The sequence below is a fragment of the Clostridium tertium genome (assembly GCF_017873245.1).
Lineage (GTDB): Bacteria > Bacillota > Clostridia > Clostridiales > Clostridiaceae > Clostridium > Clostridium tertium.
The window spans coordinates 42,133-57,097 of record NZ_JAGGJY010000008.1 but is presented as its reverse complement, the minus strand read 5'-3'; the positions used below and the strand labels follow the sequence as shown (position 1 = coordinate 57,097).

Sequence of the window (14,965 nt, the reverse complement as noted above, 5' to 3'; positions counted from 1 at the left end):
AAGATAAATAAAACATCAAAAGATGAAATAGGGTAACTATAAATACATTAGACAATATGAGTGAAAAACTGAAATTAAAAGATTAGCAAGAAAAAAATGTATTTAGAAAGATTAATCATGAATTAAAGACATCATTAACTAATATATCAGGATATGCACAAATTTTAAGAGAAGAGAATTTTTAGGAAATCTTAAGACTTTATAAAGTTGAAATTAATAATTGAGTGTTATTATTTAAGTAAAGTTTTAATTATCGTTATTATACATTCATCATAAACAAAAGAAAGGAAAGAATTACATGAAAATATTAATTTTAACTAGCCATTTTGGAATGGGGCATTATTGTGCTGCAGAGGCTATTAAGGAAGAATTACTAGAATCTAATACTGATGATATTATTGAGATTGTAGATATTGTAAAGGTATTGTTTCCTATTATGCATAAATTAGTTTATAGATTTTTTACGCTTTTTATCTGTAGATTTTCATGTGTATACAATTTTATAAATAGTTTTGCTATGAAACATGAAAAAACTTGCTTAAAGAGACGAAATTTAAATAAGATAAATTCTTTAATCGAAAAATATAATCCAGATTTAATAATATCTACGTGGTCTGCATGTTCTCGATTTATTTCAACTTATAAGCAGGAGTATGAAGATGATATTCAACTATATACATATATTACTGATATTACAGTTCATGATGGATGGATTGCTAATGGAACTAATATGTATTTTGTAGCAGCGAGAAGCACAATGGAACTCCTTTTATCAAAAGGAGTTGATGCTGAGAAAATTATTATAAATGGAATACCTGTAAGGAAGTATTTTAAAAAGGAAATGAAAGTACAATCTATTGATAATAAAAAGAAAATCCTAATAATGGGAGGAGGGCTTGGGTTAATAAGAAACCTTGATAATATATTAGATCAATTATATGAATCAAGAGGGGTTCATATTACAATTATAACTGGTAAAAATAAAAAACTATTAAAAAAGATTAAAAAAGATTACCCTAAAATAGATGTAGTTGGTTATACAGATCAAGTATATAAATATATGGAAAGGTCAGATTTACTAATCACTAAGCCTGGAGGAATTTCAACTTTTGAAGCTATTTATACTACCACACCTTTATATATTATTAAACCATTTTTATCTCAAGAGGTTGGAAATGCTGAATTTATTGAAAGAATGCTTATAGGAAAAATTGCTTGGGAAGATAACTCCAACATATCTGAAGATATTATATCTTTAATAAGTAATGAGAGGCTTTTAGGGGAAATGAAATATAATATGCAACTTTTGAAGAATGAAGTTTCTGAATCTAAACTAAAGAAAGTTTACGAAAGGAATATGAAAAAAGATGTGGATAATTGTAATAATATTATATTTAATAGTATATGGAATAATTCCTACATTATTTTATAGAATATGGAATAGAAAACAGAAAAAGAATAGAATAGAAAAAGAAATAGAAAATATATATTTGACATTTGATGACGGCGTTGATAATAAATATACTATAGAAGTTCTTAAAGTCTTAAAGTCTTACCAGGTTCAAGCAACATTCTTTGTTGTAGCAGAATTTGCTAAAAATAATCCTAAAATCATTAAGGCAATCAAAGAAGAAGGACATGCAATAGGCCTACATTCATTACAACATAAAAATGAAATTTTTCAGTCACCATGGAATATAAGAAAAGATTTCACAAAAAGTATGGATATATTAAAAGAACTTGGTATTAAACCAAAGTTTTTTAGGCCGCCGTGGGGGCATTTTAGCTTGGCGGCTATAAAGGAAATAAAAAAATTAGATCTAAAGATTGTTCTTTGGAATGTAATTGTAGGAGATTGGAAGGCAAATATAGAATCAACAACGATAGCAGATAGATTGCTTCGTGAAACAGAAAAAGGAGATATTATCTGTCTTCATGATGGACGGGGGAAAAATGATGCTCCTAAAAGAACTGTTGAAGCATTAAAGATAGTTCTTCCAATTTGGAAATCACAAGGAATTACTTTTGGAACTTTGGAGGAACTTTATGAATAAATATAAAAAACTAATAAATTTACTGAAAAATGGTGGATTATTTATAATAATTGTTGTAATAACATTTAAAATTATTTTTTTCAATGCTGACTTTAAAGAGATTATAGAAATAGTGTCAGGTGTAAATTTGTTATATATAGTTGCTGGAATAGCAGCTATGTTTCTTATGGTTCTTTGTGAAGCTATAAATATAAAGCGTAGTTTAAATATCTTTAAAGAAAGGACAACGATACTTCAATGTGTACAGTATTCATTGACAGGAATTTTTTTCAGTTCTATAACACCTTCAGCAACTGGAGGTCAGCCAATGCAGCTTTATTATATGCATAAAAAAAAGATAGATATTTCTAATGGTATGCTTGCGTTACTGATATGTCTTGCAACATATCAAATTGTTACTGTAGCAATGGCTGTTATGGGAGTAATAATAAATTTTGAATTTTTAAAAGGAACTCTTGGAAAGTTTAGTATATTACTATTTTTAGGGCTTTTGTTAAATATGTTTTTATTAGTATTAATATTGATATCTATTTTTTCAAAAAAGCTTATTTTTAAAGTCGTGAATTTATGTGTTAAAGTTTTAAAACATATCAACTATCAGAAATCTATAATATTTAATGAAAAAGCCTTAATAGAGATAGAAAAGTATAAAAAGGGTGCAGACTATATTAAAAATGATAAAGTTTTTATAACAAAAACTATTCTTACTACCACGGTTCAAATTTTAGCATTGCATAGCATCCCGTTTTGGATATATAAATCTATTGGAATGTCATCTGTACCTTTAATTCAATTTATTTTGATTCAGTCTACCTTATATATTACAGGAGCAGCATTACCATTGCCAGGGGCTGTAGGAATAGGAGAAAAAGGTTTTTTAATATTTTTTAAGACTTTATTCCCAATTAATCTGATAAGTTCTGCTATGCTGCTTAGTAGAGGGATAAGTTTTTATTTAATGGTTTTAATCAGTGGAATAGGAGTTATGATTTTGCAACTAAATTTAAATAAAAAATTAAAGGATGTAAAAATGAGATTATAAAAGAGATAGTAAATATAAGATTATTTAAAAACAATAATCTTATTAATTATGAAGGAACGGTATATAATTATGGTGGGGAAATGAGAGGTTTATGTAAAAGGATGAAGATGTTGATATTAGTAGGTTTATTAATTATAGCATTATATGTGTTTGGCGTTTGGCAAAATAATAGTATTGAAATTTCTAGTTTTAATTACTCAAGCTATGATGTGCCATCTAATTTTAATAACTTTACAATTGTACATATTTCTGATTTGCACAATAAAATGTTTGGGAAAGAGCAATCAAATATATTAGAAAAAATAGAAAAATTATCACCAGATATCATTGTAGTTACAGGTGATTTAATAGATAGGCATAGATATAACTTAGATAAAGCAATGGAATTTATTAATGGTGCAATAGAAATTGCTCCAATTTATTATGTTTCAGGAAATCATGAAGCATGGTCAGGAAAATATCCAGAAATAAAGGGTGGCTTAATTGAAGCAGGAGTTAATATTATAGATGATACTAAATTAGAGCTTAAAAGAGAAAATAGTACCATATATCTTTTGGGGGTATCTGACCCATCTTTTATTACATCAAATTATATAGAAGGAACTGATATAAGTAATATTGAGGAATATTTAAGTAATTGGTCAAGTATTGAAGGATTTAAGATTTTACTTTCACATAGACCAGAGTTATTTGATATATATACTAAAAATAATATGAATTTAGTTTTTTCAGGACATGCTCACGGAGGGCAAATTAGAATTCCATTTATAGGAGGAATTATAGCTCCAAATCAAGGATTTTTCCCTAAATATACTAGTGGAAGTTATAGTAGTGATAAAATTACAATGTTTGTTAGTAGGGGGTTAGGGAATAGTTTATTTCCAGTAAGAGTATTTAATAGGCCAGAAATTATATCAGTAACATTAAAAGGACATAATTAAGAAATTATTACTATAGAATGTAAATTTTAAAGAGTTAAGTGTGCTACTTAAATTAGAATTTGAGGAGGTAAATCAAAATGGCGATTACTGTAAACATTTATTATACAGGTAAAAATGGGAATGCTAAAAAATTTGCAGAAGAGATGATCTCAAGTGGAGTTGTAAATGATATTCGTGCCGAAAATGGAAATATACAATACGAATATTTTTTTTCTATGGATGACGAGGAAACTGTACTTTTAATTGATAGGTGGAAAGATCAGCAATCTCTTGATGTACATCATGCTTCATCGATGATGGCAAAAATTACTCGACTTAGAGAAAAATATGATTTGCATATGAAAGTAGAACGATATATTACTGATGAAACAGGGGTTGATTTTAAAGACAAAAAATTTATTAGAAATTGAACAAATCAATTAGAATTCATGGAGGAAATATGTATATAGATGCACACACACATTTAGATTTTTTTGAAAAAAATATAGAAAAAGCAATTGAAGATATAAATAAAAATGAAATATTAACCTTAGCTAATAGTATGGATATAGAAAGCTATATGAAAAATAAAGAATACAGTAAACAAAGTGAATTTATTAAACCATGCTTTGGTATTCATCCGTGGAAAGCAGCAGAATATAAAGGAAACTTAGAAAATCTTATATCATACATAAATGAAAGTGAAATAATAGGTGAAATAGGCTTAGATTATGTCTGGGTAGAAGATACAAGTACTTATGAAGCACAAAGAAGGATTTTTAATTTTATATTAAACGAAAGTATTAAAAGAAATAAGTTTGTAAGTATTCATACAAAAGGGGCAGAAGAGGAAATTTATAGTATTCTTAAAAAGTATAATTATAATAAGGCAATTATACATTGGTATAGTGGAGAAATAAGTACTTTAGAAAAATATATTGAACTTGGTTGTTATTTTACAATAAGTGTAGATATAGGTTATTCAGATAAAACTAATGAAATTTTAGATAAAATACCATTAGATAAATTACTTATAGAAACTGATGGGCCAACAGCATTAGAATGGGTAAATGGAGAGTATGGCTATCCAAGTGCTATAATAGATGTAGCTAAAAAGGTTTCAGATTATAAGAAGATAGAGCTTAATGAATTACTGAAGAGTATAGAGAAAAATTATTCAAAAATCATTAATTAGAATAATTTAATTATAGGAGATGTCGCGAAGCTTATTAATTTTAAATTGTGTGATAGCTTCTATGTATAAATAAAGTAAAATAAAGTCTTGTGTTGAGATATACATTAAATTTGGAAAGGGGAGAAGTTGAATGATGAACCTTATGTTTGTTGGTATACCAATGTTAATTATGATAGCAGTTTTAATTTTATTAGGTATATATGTGTATAAAGTTGTTCAAAATCAAACATCACCTTTAAAAATTATGATGATTGGAATTTCAGTGATATTATTTTCTATTTTAATTTCAATGGCAACTATAAAAATAATAGTAGGAATTTTAGGACTTATAATTGTGTTATATGGAGCAAATAAAAGAGATACTTAGAATAAGTATGCAATAAGTAATAGACTTCTTAAATTTATTTGATAATAAGTTTCTTTAATTGATAAGGATTATTGATTGACTTGACATTTAGAGTGAATATGCATAAAATGGAATTATAAAAAGTAAATAGAAATCTGGGGGGGCGGTGAACTGCCTGAGATAAAATTGATACTATTTTGACCCATGAACCTGATTTGGATAATGCCAACGTAGGGAGATTATTTGTTATTGAATATAAATATACAAATTGAACTATAAAACAGTATTTCTAATCAGAGATACTGTATTTTTTTACGCTATGGACAAAATAGGATTTATTTACTTTTAAATATATTAAAAGGAGGAAAAGGTTATGTCACTTTGTAATGTAAGTCTTCAAGTTATACCAACAGTAATGGAGGATAGAATTTATCCTGTTGTGGACAAGGTTATTGAGTATATAGAATCTACTGGTGTTAAGTATGAAGTAGGAGCTATGGAAACAACAATGGAGGGTGAACTTGAAGAATTATTAGAAATAGTAAAGAGAGCTCAAGAAATTTGTACTGAAGAAGGTGCATCAAGAGTAGTATCTATGGTTAAAATAGACTATAAAAAAGAAGGCGTGACGATGGATGAAAAGATTAAGAAGTATAGGAAATAAAATAGCACCTATAGTCTTTATTTTAATTTTATTAATTATATGGGAAATTATAGTGAATGTTGGAGGAATAGAAAAGTATATCTTACCTGCTCCAACGGATGTTATAGAAGTATTAATTAAAGATTTTAAAACTATGATACCACATATTTTAGCAACATTATATGAAGGAATGGTAGGATTTTTAATTGCAATAGCATTATCAATTATATTAGCAGTGATTATGGATATGGTTCCATTAATAAAAAGAGCTTTATATCCAGTGCTTGTTATTTCTCAAACTATACCAACAGTTGCTCTTGCACCATTATTTATAATCTGGTTTGGTTTTGGAGCATTACCTAAAATAATAGTTGTAGTTATAGTATGCTTTTTCCCTATAGTAATTAGTATAGTTGATGGGCTTGAAGGTGTAGATAAGGATTTAATAAATCATTTTAAGCTAATGGGAGCATCTAAACTTAATGTATTTTTACATTTAAAGTTACCTTATGGAATGATAAATTTCTTTTCAGGTATGAGAATTGCAGCAACATATAGCATTATGGGAGCTGTAATTGGAGAGTGGCTTGGAGGAGATAAAGGTCTTGGAGTATATATGACAAGAGCAAGAAGTGCATATGCATTAGATAAGATGTTTGCATCAATAGTAATTATAGTAGTTATAAGTATGGGGATATTCCTTTTAGTTTCTTTAATGGAAAAGTTATTTACCCCTTGGAATAATAAAAAACTAAGTATGAAGAAATAAAATTAAGAACAATGAATTTAGAGGTGAAAGAATAATGTTAAAAAAGAAAATTATATCAGTAGTATTAGCATCAGTAACAGCACTTACATTATTTACTGGATGTAGTAAAAATGATGAAGTAAAAAATTCAGAAGAATTACAAAAGGTAACTGTAATTTTAGATTGGACACCTAATACTAATCATACAGGATTATATGTTGCAAAGGAAAAAGGATATTATAAAGATCTTGGATTAGATGTTGAAATTATACAACCATCAGAAGGTTCATCACTTCAACTTTTAGCTGCTGGTAAGGGAGATTTTGCAGTAAGCTATCAAGAAGATTTAACATATGCAAGAACATCAGATAGTCCACTTCCAGTTAAAGCAATAGCAGCAATAATTCAACATAATACGTCAGGCTTTGCTTCTCCAAAAGAAAAGGGCATTGAAACAGTTAAGGATTTTGAAAATAAAGTTTATGGTGGATGGGGAAGTCCATCGGAACAAGCTATATTAAAAGCTGTTATGGAGAAAAATGGAGCTGACTTTAGTAAGTTAAAAATTGTAGATGCAGGGACAGAAGATTTCTTTATAGCAACTAAGAATAATTTGGATTTTGAGTGGACATTTGAAGCGTGGACTAATATTGAAGCTAAGTTAAGAGGCTTTGATATAAACTATATACCAGTTAGAGATTTAGATCCAGCTTTAGATTATTACACACCAATTATTGCAGCAACTGAAGATACTGTTAATAATAAAAAAGATTTAGCTAAGAAGTTTATGGAAGCAACTACTAAGGGATATGAAGAAGCTATAGCAAATCCAGAAGAAAGTGCTAAATTATTGGTAAGTAAAGTACCTGAGATTAGTGAAGAGCTTGCAATAGAAAGTCAAAAGTATCTTGCAGATAAATATAAGGAAGATACTAATGTATGGGGAGAAATGAAAGATAGCGTTTGGGATAACTATACAAAATTCTTATATGATAATAAATTAATAAATAAGGAAATGAAAGCAAGCGAGGCTTATACAAATGAGTTCTTATCAAAATAAAATTGTGTTAAAAAATATATCTAAATTCTTCGATGATATGGAAATATTAAGAGATATTAATATAGAAGTTAAAGAAGGGGAACTTGTATCTATTCTAGGGCCATCAGGTAGTGGTAAAAGTACAATATTTAATATTTTAACTAATCTCATAAATAGCGATAGGGGAGAAGTAGAAGTAAATGGAGACTTAAGCTACATGTATCAAAAGGATATGATGGTTCCCTGGAAAAAAGTTATAGATAATATAGGAATTCCAATTATATTTAAGGGGAATAGTAAAAAGAATGCAAGGGAAGAAGTAAAAAAGCATATAGATGAATTTGGTCTTAATGGATTTGAATATAAATACCCATCACAATTATCTGGTGGAATGAAGCAAAGAGCAAACTTTTTGAAAACTTATTTAACATCTAATGATATAATGCTTTTAGATGAACCCTTTGGAGCATTAGATTCAATAACAAGAAGAAAGATGCAAAAATGGCTTTTAGATTTAACTAAAGAAATTAATTCAACTATATTATTAATAACCCATGATATAGAGGAAGCAATACTACTTTCTAACAGGATATATATAATATCAGAAAAACCTGCAATAATAAAAGGTGAAATAAAAGTTAATTTACCTAAAGAAAGAAATGAAGATATAGTTACTAGTGATAAATTTGTGGCTATAAAAAAAGAAGTATTAGAGCTTATGTAAATAAAATATATACAAAAGAACTTGTGAATTAGGTTATAAATGACCTAGTTTACAAGTTTTTTTTATTTTAGATTATCAATATATTGATGAAATCACTGATAATTCAAATAAATATGAATATATAGATTTTAAGAATGGTATAACTACTATATAAGGTAGTTTATAGAAAGAATAAATACTATATATGGTATAAAAATAAAAGTCAAGACTTGAAAGTAAATTTTAAATTATGTAATATAGAGAAAGACAAAAAGTAAAGGATAGGTGAAGCATGTTGATAGTTGTTGGTGGGATGATAGGTCTTGGAAAAAGTTCTGTAGCGGAAATTTTAGGGGAGCACTTTAAATCGGATGTATTTTATGAAAGTGTAGATGATAACCCTATTTTACCTTTGTTTTATAGTGAAAGTGAAGAAGAAATCCAAAAGAAGAGATATCCATTTTTATTACAACTTTATTTCTTAAACACTAGATTTAAAAGTATAAAAGAAGCATTAGTACATAATAATAACGTTTTAGATAGATCGATTTATGAAGATTGGTACTTTGCTAAGAAAAATATGGAACTTGGCAGAATTAACGACTTAGAAATGAAAATATACGAAGATCTTCTACATAACATGCTAGAAGAGTTAAAAGAACTTCCTAAGAAGGCTCCAGATGTAATGGTATATTTAAAAGGTTCTTTCGAGACAGTTTTAAATAGAATATCACTAAGAGGAAGAGAATTCGAAATTGATGATAGCTTAAAAGAGTATTACCATTTCCTATGGAAAGATTATGATGCTTGGGTAGAAAATTGTTACAAAGCATCAGAAGTTTTAATAATAGATATGGACAATATGGATGTAGTAAATAACGAAGCTGATAAAGAAAAGCTTATAGAGCTAGTAGAAGAAAAACTTAGAGAAATTAGAGCTATTGAAGAAATTGCATAATATTTAGTTTTAGAAAGATAGAGGAAATGAATTGCTCTATCTTTTTCTTTTTAATAGCGATTTAAAATGGAGAAAATTTCATGAAAATATTAAAATATTTAGTTTTATGCATATATAAATAATAGACAAAAGTTTTACAAAAAAGTACTTTTAAGTAACTAAAATCAATAAATTAGAATGGTATCATGTTTCGTGATACCATTGAAAAAATAATAGGAAAGTGTAAAGGGCGTCGCGTTACGCGACGCCCTTTATAAAAATAAGCTATTAACTTTTTTAGTAAATGTTTTTCTGTGATTTCTCTTTTTTATGTTATAATTATAGCGATTTGTGATTATTTGAAGAGATTAGTTTTTAATAGAAGTAAAAATATATTTAGTGAGGAGGAAGTAGTAATAAATTATATATAATTTATTACTAAAGTGTTTATGAGAAATCTAAATGAAATAAAAGAGAGAATAAGTAAAGAAAGCAATGATGTATTAGACAATAAAATAGATAAATCTTTACTAAAATACTTAATAGAGAGTATTTTGGAGAATTATAAAACTTTCGATAAGGGACATGGTATAAAACATATAGCAACAGTAATAGATTCATCAATTAAATTGTCAAAATATTTCCCGGTAAATAAAAATATGCTATTAACTATTGCAATATATCACGATTTAGGAATGAGTATAGATAGAAAAACTCATCAAATACATTCGAGAGATATGCTTATAAATGATATTAATCTAAAGAATTGGTTTACTAAAGAAGAGCTTACATTAATGGGAGAAGCATGTGAGGACCATAGAGCATCAAATGCTCATGAACCACGAAGTGTATATGGATATATAATTTCTGATGCTGATAGAACAACAGATATATACGATATGATAGAAAGATGTTATAACTTTTCAAGAAAGAATTATAGTGATTTAAATGAAGAAGAGACATATAGAAGAGTTTATTCACATTTAGTAGAAAAGTATGGTGAAGGAGGATATGCTAAATTCTATTTAGAAGAAAGTAAAGATGTAATAATGAAACCTTACATAGAAGCACAAGAAATTCTAAAAAAAGAAGAGGATTTCAGAGTATATTATAATAAAATAATATTAAATTAGAAATTTTATGAAAAGATTAATATTTTAAAGACAATTTCAAAATATTGACGTAGGTTGAATCCTACGTTTTTTTTATAGATTTTCATTTTCAAAAAAGAGGAGTATTATGTAAGGATTAAATTAAATAGATAGATTTGGAGATGAACGATATGAAGATGAAAAAAGAGTGGTCTATACTACTTACTGTATTGCCTATGACTTTTATGACTACCCTTGATAGTAGTATAGTAAATGTAGCTCTACCAACAATGGCCAAAGATCTTGGGACAACAATGGCTGGAATTGAATGGGTGGTTACAAGTTATTTAATAACTATATGCGCGACTATTCTTTTGTTTGGTAGATTTGGAGATATAATTGGGAAAAGTAAGGTATTTAAGATTGGAATAGGAGTTTTTACTTTAGGTTCACTTCTTTGTGGATTATCCAATAGCCTTCTAATGCTTATTATATCTAGAATAATTCAAGCAATAGGGGCAGCGGCAGCAATGGCAACTAATCAAGGGATAATTACAGAAACATTTCCTACTACAGAAAGAGGAAGAGCTCTTGGGATGACGGGAACAGCAGTAGCCTTAGGAACTATGGTAGGGCCAACTTTAGGTGGCCTTATAGTGTCAGTAGCACCTTGGGAATACATATTTTTAATAAATATACCTATAGGGATTTTAGTTTATATAGAAGTAGTGAAAGTATTAAACTTTAAAAAGGTTAAAGAAAAAGTTCCATTTGATATAAAAGGAACTATTTTATTTATGCTTTCAATAATAATATTATTTACATCTATAAATTTTGGTCAAAGTTTGAGTTATACAAATCCTATAATTATAGGAGCATTTATACTTTCTTTAGTATTATTATTTATATTTATAAAGATAGAGCAAAAAATATTAAGTCCTATGCTAGATATAAGTATATTTAGAAATAAACTATTTTCGCTAAGCATATTTTGTGGATTTACATCATTTGTAGCTATAGGTGCAATAAACATAATATTACCATTCTATTATCAAGATGTATTAAAGCTTAGTCCAAGTGCAGCAGGATTTATGATGACAGTTTCGCCAATAATATTAGCTATTGTTGCACCTATAAGTGGGTATCTTTCAGATAAAATGGGAAGTGAAAAAATATCTTCGATGGGATTAAGTATTTTAACCATAGGTGTATTTTGCTTAACTATATTTACAGAATATACATCACTTATAGTTGTTGCAATATTTGTAGGATTATTATCTTTCGGAAGTGGAATATTCCAATCACCAAATAATTCATTGATAATGTCAACAGTAGACAAAACTAAGCTTGGAATTGCAGGAAGTATAAATGGATTAGTAAGAAATTTAGGTACAACAACTGGAATAGCTCTTTCTACAAGTCTTTTATATAGTAGAATGAGTAGCAAAATTGGATATAAGGTTACAGGATATTTAGAAGGAAGAGCAGATGCTTTTATATATGGTATGAGATTTGTATTTGTTGGAATAGGTTGTATTTGTTTAGTTGGAGCTGTTTTAACATTACTTAGAGTTATAAACAAAAAATCAAAGATAGTAAGTTGATTAAATTTATAAATATATTAGTAGAGATATAGAATTGTAAAAAAAACATATATTTTTTATGAATCGAAAAGTATAAGAGTTTAGAATTTTAAGATTCTATATAGACACGGTACTTTTTTCTCTAAAGATAATTTAAGTTTATTAATACCATTAAGAATTACTATTGTTTGAGCGAACCCGATTAATTGTAATCTGCTTGCTAATTAACTGAATTTACGTTTATAAAAAATCACATTATGAGGAGATCTGCATTATTACGAGGTATTAGAGTTTTATAATTGATCGTTTTAAATTTTCGTTAAGAATTTCCATTGTTTGAGCGCATGCGAGTTATGGAAATTTAGAAAATTTAAATAAGCACATATTTTAAAAACTATATGAAGTGCAGCTAGTTTTATATAAAGAAGAAAGATATTGTATGGAAAGTAGTATTATCATGAACTGCTGGAGTTTTATAATTCTATGTTTCAAAATACCGTTAAGAATTACCATTGTTTGAGCGCATGCGAGTTATGGTAATTTAGGTATTTTGAATAAGTAGAATTATGAAAACTCCCAGTGAATGATACTAACTACTTGAAATACAATATCTTTCTTTTATTTAAATGAGTTAAAAGATGCATCCGAAGGCATTCTCCAATCACCACGTGGACTCAATGATATACTTCCAACTTTAGGTCCATCTGGTAAAGCACTTCTCTTAAATTGTTGCGTAAAGAATCTATAAATAAATTTATCAAGCCATTTAGCAATTTCTTCTTTGCTATAATCATCTTTAAATGCTTGTTCTGCAAGAAGCTTTATTCTTTCTTTTGAAGAACCATTTTTAATAAAGTGATATAAGAAGAAGTCATGCAGTTCATAAGGACCAACTATATCCTCAGTTTTTTGTGTAATTTCACCTTTATCACTCTTAGGTAAAAGTTCAGGACTAACTGGAGTATCTAATATATCTAAAAGTGTATCTGAAACTTCAGTAGAAGATTCTTTTTCTGCTACATATCTAACTAAGTATCTAACTAGAGTTTTGGGTATTGATGGATTAACAGAATACATACTCATATGATCTCCATTATAAGTACACCATCCAAGAGCTAATTCAGAAAGATCTCCTGTTCCAATTAGTAATCCACCTTCTTTATTAGCTAAATCCATAAGAATTTGAGTTCTTTCTCTAGCTTGAACATTTTCATATGTAACATCATGAATGTCTTTATCATGACCAATATCTTCAAAGTGTTGAAGAGCAGCTTTTACTATATTAATTTCTCTTAAATCACAACCTAATTCCTTACATAATGTTAAAGCATTATTATAAGTTCTATCAGTAGTTCCAAAACCAGGCATTGTTATAGTAACAATATTTTTATTATCTAAGCCTAGTAATTCAAAGGTCTTTACTACCACAAGTAAAGCTAAAGTAGAATCAAGTCCTCCTGAAATACCTATAACAGCTTTCTTTAAGTTAGTATGCTCCATTCTTTTAGCTAAAGCAGCAGCTTGAATATTAAATATTTCCTTACATCTTTCTTCACGCAATTTAGCATTAGAAGGAACGAAAGGATGCTTATCTATAAATCTATCGAAGTTATTTATTGTAGTATTCATATAATTAAAGTTTATTACTTCAGCTTCGAATGGAACTATTCTTGAAGCATCTCTAAAGCTTATATTTTTAAGCCTTTCACTATTTAATCTAAATACATCTATACAAGAATAGATAACTTCATTATTTCTTTGGAATCTTTCATTTTCTTTAAGCATAGTACCATTTTCGGCAATTAACATATGTCCACTAAATAAAAGATCTGTTGTGGATTCGTGAACTCCAGCAGAAGAATAAATATAAGCAGACATACATCTAGCACTTTGATTAGATATAAGAGCTTCCCTATAATCTTTTTTACTTACAAGTTCATTAGAAGCTGAAAGATTTCCTATTATATTTGCACCAAGAAGTGAAAGATACGAACTTGGAGGAATTGTAACCCAAAGGTCTTCACAAATTTCAAATCCAAAACTATATCTTCCAGAGGTGAAAATTAAATTAGTTCCAAATGGAACATCCTTTTGAAAAGCAAAATCTACTTTTTCATCTATTATTCCAAGACCTTCACTAAACCAGCGTTTTTCGTAGAATTCACTATAGTTTGGAATATATGATTTTGGAACTATTCCAAGAAGTTTTCCATCAAAAATTATGTAAGCACAATTAAATAATACATTTTTAAAGCTTAAAGGAGCACCTATAGCAATTAGCATATCTAGACCAGCACTCTTTTTAATTAATTTTTCTATCGCCAAGTTAGCTTTTTCTAATAAGCTATATTGCATAAATAAATCACTACAAGTATATGAGGTAATTGCTAATTCAGGAAAAACTATTGATTTAGCTCCGTTTTTATATGCTTCATCTAAACAAATAAGTATATTTTCTAAATTATAGTCTATGTCGGCTACACGAGTCATAGGACATGCAGCTGCAACTTTTATAAAATCCATAAAATCTCTCCAATCCATATTAAATTAAATACTACTAATATATAAATAGTGTAACTCTTTTTTTATTTAAAATTCACAGTGATAATTAGATTTAAACTAAATAATTTTTTAATAAATAAAAGTTAATAATAAAAGTAATTA

15 protein-coding genes, 1 pseudogene and 1 riboswitch are annotated in these 14,965 nt (G+C 27.8%); of the genes and pseudogenes, 15 read left to right on the top strand and 1 reads right to left on the bottom strand.

Features of this window, described 5'->3' with window-relative positions; translation table 11 throughout:
• Nucleotides 1-107: 107 nt before the first annotated feature.
• From J2Z25_RS18985 to J2Z25_RS10125, 15 genes and pseudogenes are all read left to right on the top strand, one after another.
• A pseudogene (locus J2Z25_RS18985) lies at nt 108-185 on the top strand (hypothetical protein); the annotation flags it as partial.
• A 113-nt stretch (nt 186-298) separates the two neighbouring features.
• Nucleotides 299-1,432, top strand: a complete 1,134-nt coding sequence (locus J2Z25_RS10190; RefSeq protein WP_209740273.1) for an MGDG synthase family glycosyltransferase — start codon at nt 299-301, stop codon at nt 1,430-1,432.
• The gene (locus J2Z25_RS10185) at nt 1,368-2,054 is read left to right on the top strand and encodes a polysaccharide deacetylase family protein (protein ID WP_209740271.1); all 687 of its coding nucleotides are present in this window, start codon (nt 1,368-1,370) and stop codon (nt 2,052-2,054) included. The genes J2Z25_RS10190 and J2Z25_RS10185 overlap by 65 nt, the downstream gene beginning before the upstream one ends.
• Nucleotides 2,047-3,096 (top strand): lysylphosphatidylglycerol synthase transmembrane domain-containing protein, encoded by a 1,050-nt coding sequence (locus J2Z25_RS10180; protein WP_209740269.1) that lies wholly within the window; start codon nt 2,047-2,049, stop codon nt 3,094-3,096. The genes J2Z25_RS10185 and J2Z25_RS10180 overlap by 8 nt, the downstream gene beginning before the upstream one ends.
• A gap of 101 nt (nt 3,097-3,197) precedes the next feature.
• Nucleotides 3,198-4,037, top strand: coding sequence for a metallophosphoesterase (locus tag J2Z25_RS10175; RefSeq protein WP_245173235.1), 840 nt, complete (start codon nt 3,198-3,200; stop codon nt 4,035-4,037).
• 77 nt (nt 4,038-4,114) lie between these two features.
• Nucleotides 4,115-4,447, top strand: coding sequence for a putative quinol monooxygenase (locus J2Z25_RS10170; protein WP_209740264.1), 333 nt, complete (start codon nt 4,115-4,117; stop codon nt 4,445-4,447).
• A 29-nt stretch (nt 4,448-4,476) separates the two neighbouring features.
• Nucleotides 4,477-5,211, top strand: coding sequence for a TatD family hydrolase (locus tag J2Z25_RS10165; RefSeq protein WP_209740262.1), 735 nt, complete (start codon nt 4,477-4,479; stop codon nt 5,209-5,211).
• 130 nt (nt 5,212-5,341) lie between these two features.
• Complete coding sequence (locus J2Z25_RS10160) at nt 5,342-5,578, top strand: hypothetical protein (RefSeq protein WP_209740258.1); 237 nt, start codon at nt 5,342-5,344, stop codon at nt 5,576-5,578.
• A gap of 125 nt (nt 5,579-5,703) precedes the next feature.
• Nucleotides 5,704-5,811, top strand: a riboswitch (TPP riboswitch).
• Between the two features lie 119 nt (nt 5,812-5,930).
• Entirely contained in the window at nt 5,931-6,221 is a 291-nt protein-coding gene (locus J2Z25_RS10155; RefSeq protein WP_008677510.1) for a thiamine-binding protein, read from the top strand.
• On the top strand, nt 6,193-6,969 hold the full coding sequence (locus J2Z25_RS10150; protein WP_008677511.1) for an ABC transporter permease: 777 nt from the start codon (nt 6,193-6,195) through the stop codon (nt 6,967-6,969). The genes J2Z25_RS10155 and J2Z25_RS10150 overlap by 29 nt, the downstream gene beginning before the upstream one ends.
• 34 nt (nt 6,970-7,003) lie before the next feature.
• Nucleotides 7,004-8,008 carry an ABC transporter substrate-binding protein gene (locus J2Z25_RS10145; RefSeq protein WP_209740255.1) on the top strand — a complete coding sequence of 335 codons (1,005 nt, stop codon included), beginning with the start codon at nt 7,004-7,006 and terminating at the stop codon, nt 8,006-8,008.
• Nucleotides 7,989-8,711 carry an ABC transporter ATP-binding protein gene (locus J2Z25_RS10140; RefSeq protein ID WP_097034380.1) on the top strand — a complete coding sequence of 241 codons (723 nt, stop codon included), beginning with the start codon at nt 7,989-7,991 and terminating at the stop codon, nt 8,709-8,711. Before J2Z25_RS10145 ends, J2Z25_RS10140 begins: the two co-directional genes overlap by 20 nt.
• Nucleotides 8,712-8,982: 271 nt before the next feature.
• The gene (locus tag J2Z25_RS10135) at nt 8,983-9,648 is read left to right on the top strand and encodes a deoxynucleoside kinase (RefSeq protein ID WP_209740253.1); all 666 of its coding nucleotides are present in this window, start codon (nt 8,983-8,985) and stop codon (nt 9,646-9,648) included.
• 428 nt (nt 9,649-10,076) lie between these two features.
• Nucleotides 10,077-10,760 (top strand): HD domain-containing protein, encoded by a 684-nt coding sequence (locus tag J2Z25_RS10130; RefSeq protein WP_111928108.1) that lies wholly within the window; start codon nt 10,077-10,079, stop codon nt 10,758-10,760.
• Nucleotides 10,761-10,909: 149 nt separating this feature from the next.
• The gene (locus tag J2Z25_RS10125) at nt 10,910-12,322 is read left to right on the top strand and encodes an MFS transporter (RefSeq protein WP_209740251.1); all 1,413 of its coding nucleotides are present in this window, start codon (nt 10,910-10,912) and stop codon (nt 12,320-12,322) included.
• Between the two features lie 597 nt (nt 12,323-12,919).
• Here J2Z25_RS10125 and J2Z25_RS10120 read toward each other — a convergent pair.
• Nucleotides 12,920-14,824, bottom strand: coding sequence for an NAD(+) synthase (locus tag J2Z25_RS10120; RefSeq protein ID WP_142418452.1), 1,905 nt, complete (start codon nt 14,822-14,824; stop codon nt 12,920-12,922).
• Nucleotides 14,825-14,965 lie beyond the last annotated feature (141 nt).

Bases quoted from the DNA above. Each gene is read 5' to 3' on its own strand.
- J2Z25_RS10130 (WP_111928108.1), top strand. From the start codon at position 10,077: ATGAGAAATCTAAATGAAATAAAAGAGAGAATAAGTAAAGAAAGCAAT.
- J2Z25_RS10185 (WP_209740271.1), top strand. From the start codon at position 1,368: ATGTGGATAATTGTAATAATATTATATTTAATAGTATATGGAATAATT.
- J2Z25_RS10140 (WP_097034380.1), top strand. From the start codon at position 7,989: ATGAGTTCTTATCAAAATAAAATTGTGTTAAAAAATATATCTAAATTC.
- J2Z25_RS10120 (WP_142418452.1), bottom strand. From the start codon at position 14,824: ATGGATTTTATAAAAGTTGCAGCTGCATGTCCTATGACTCGTGTAGCC.
- J2Z25_RS10175 (WP_245173235.1), top strand. From the start codon at position 3,198: ATGAAGATGTTGATATTAGTAGGTTTATTAATTATAGCATTATATGTG.
- J2Z25_RS10125 (WP_209740251.1), top strand. From the start codon at position 10,910: ATGAAGATGAAAAAAGAGTGGTCTATACTACTTACTGTATTGCCTATG.
- J2Z25_RS10180 (WP_209740269.1), top strand. From the start codon at position 2,047: ATGAATAAATATAAAAAACTAATAAATTTACTGAAAAATGGTGGATTA.
- J2Z25_RS10160 (WP_209740258.1), top strand. From the start codon at position 5,342: ATGATGAACCTTATGTTTGTTGGTATACCAATGTTAATTATGATAGCA.
- J2Z25_RS10170 (WP_209740264.1), top strand. From the start codon at position 4,115: ATGGCGATTACTGTAAACATTTATTATACAGGTAAAAATGGGAATGCT.
- J2Z25_RS10150 (WP_008677511.1), top strand. From the start codon at position 6,193: ATGAAAAGATTAAGAAGTATAGGAAATAAAATAGCACCTATAGTCTTT.
- J2Z25_RS10190 (WP_209740273.1), top strand. From the start codon at position 299: ATGAAAATATTAATTTTAACTAGCCATTTTGGAATGGGGCATTATTGT.
- J2Z25_RS10155 (WP_008677510.1), top strand. From the start codon at position 5,931: ATGTCACTTTGTAATGTAAGTCTTCAAGTTATACCAACAGTAATGGAG.
- J2Z25_RS10165 (WP_209740262.1), top strand. From the start codon at position 4,477: ATGTATATAGATGCACACACACATTTAGATTTTTTTGAAAAAAATATA.
- J2Z25_RS10135 (WP_209740253.1), top strand. From the start codon at position 8,983: ATGTTGATAGTTGTTGGTGGGATGATAGGTCTTGGAAAAAGTTCTGTA.
- J2Z25_RS10145 (WP_209740255.1), top strand. From the start codon at position 7,004: ATGTTAAAAAAGAAAATTATATCAGTAGTATTAGCATCAGTAACAGCA.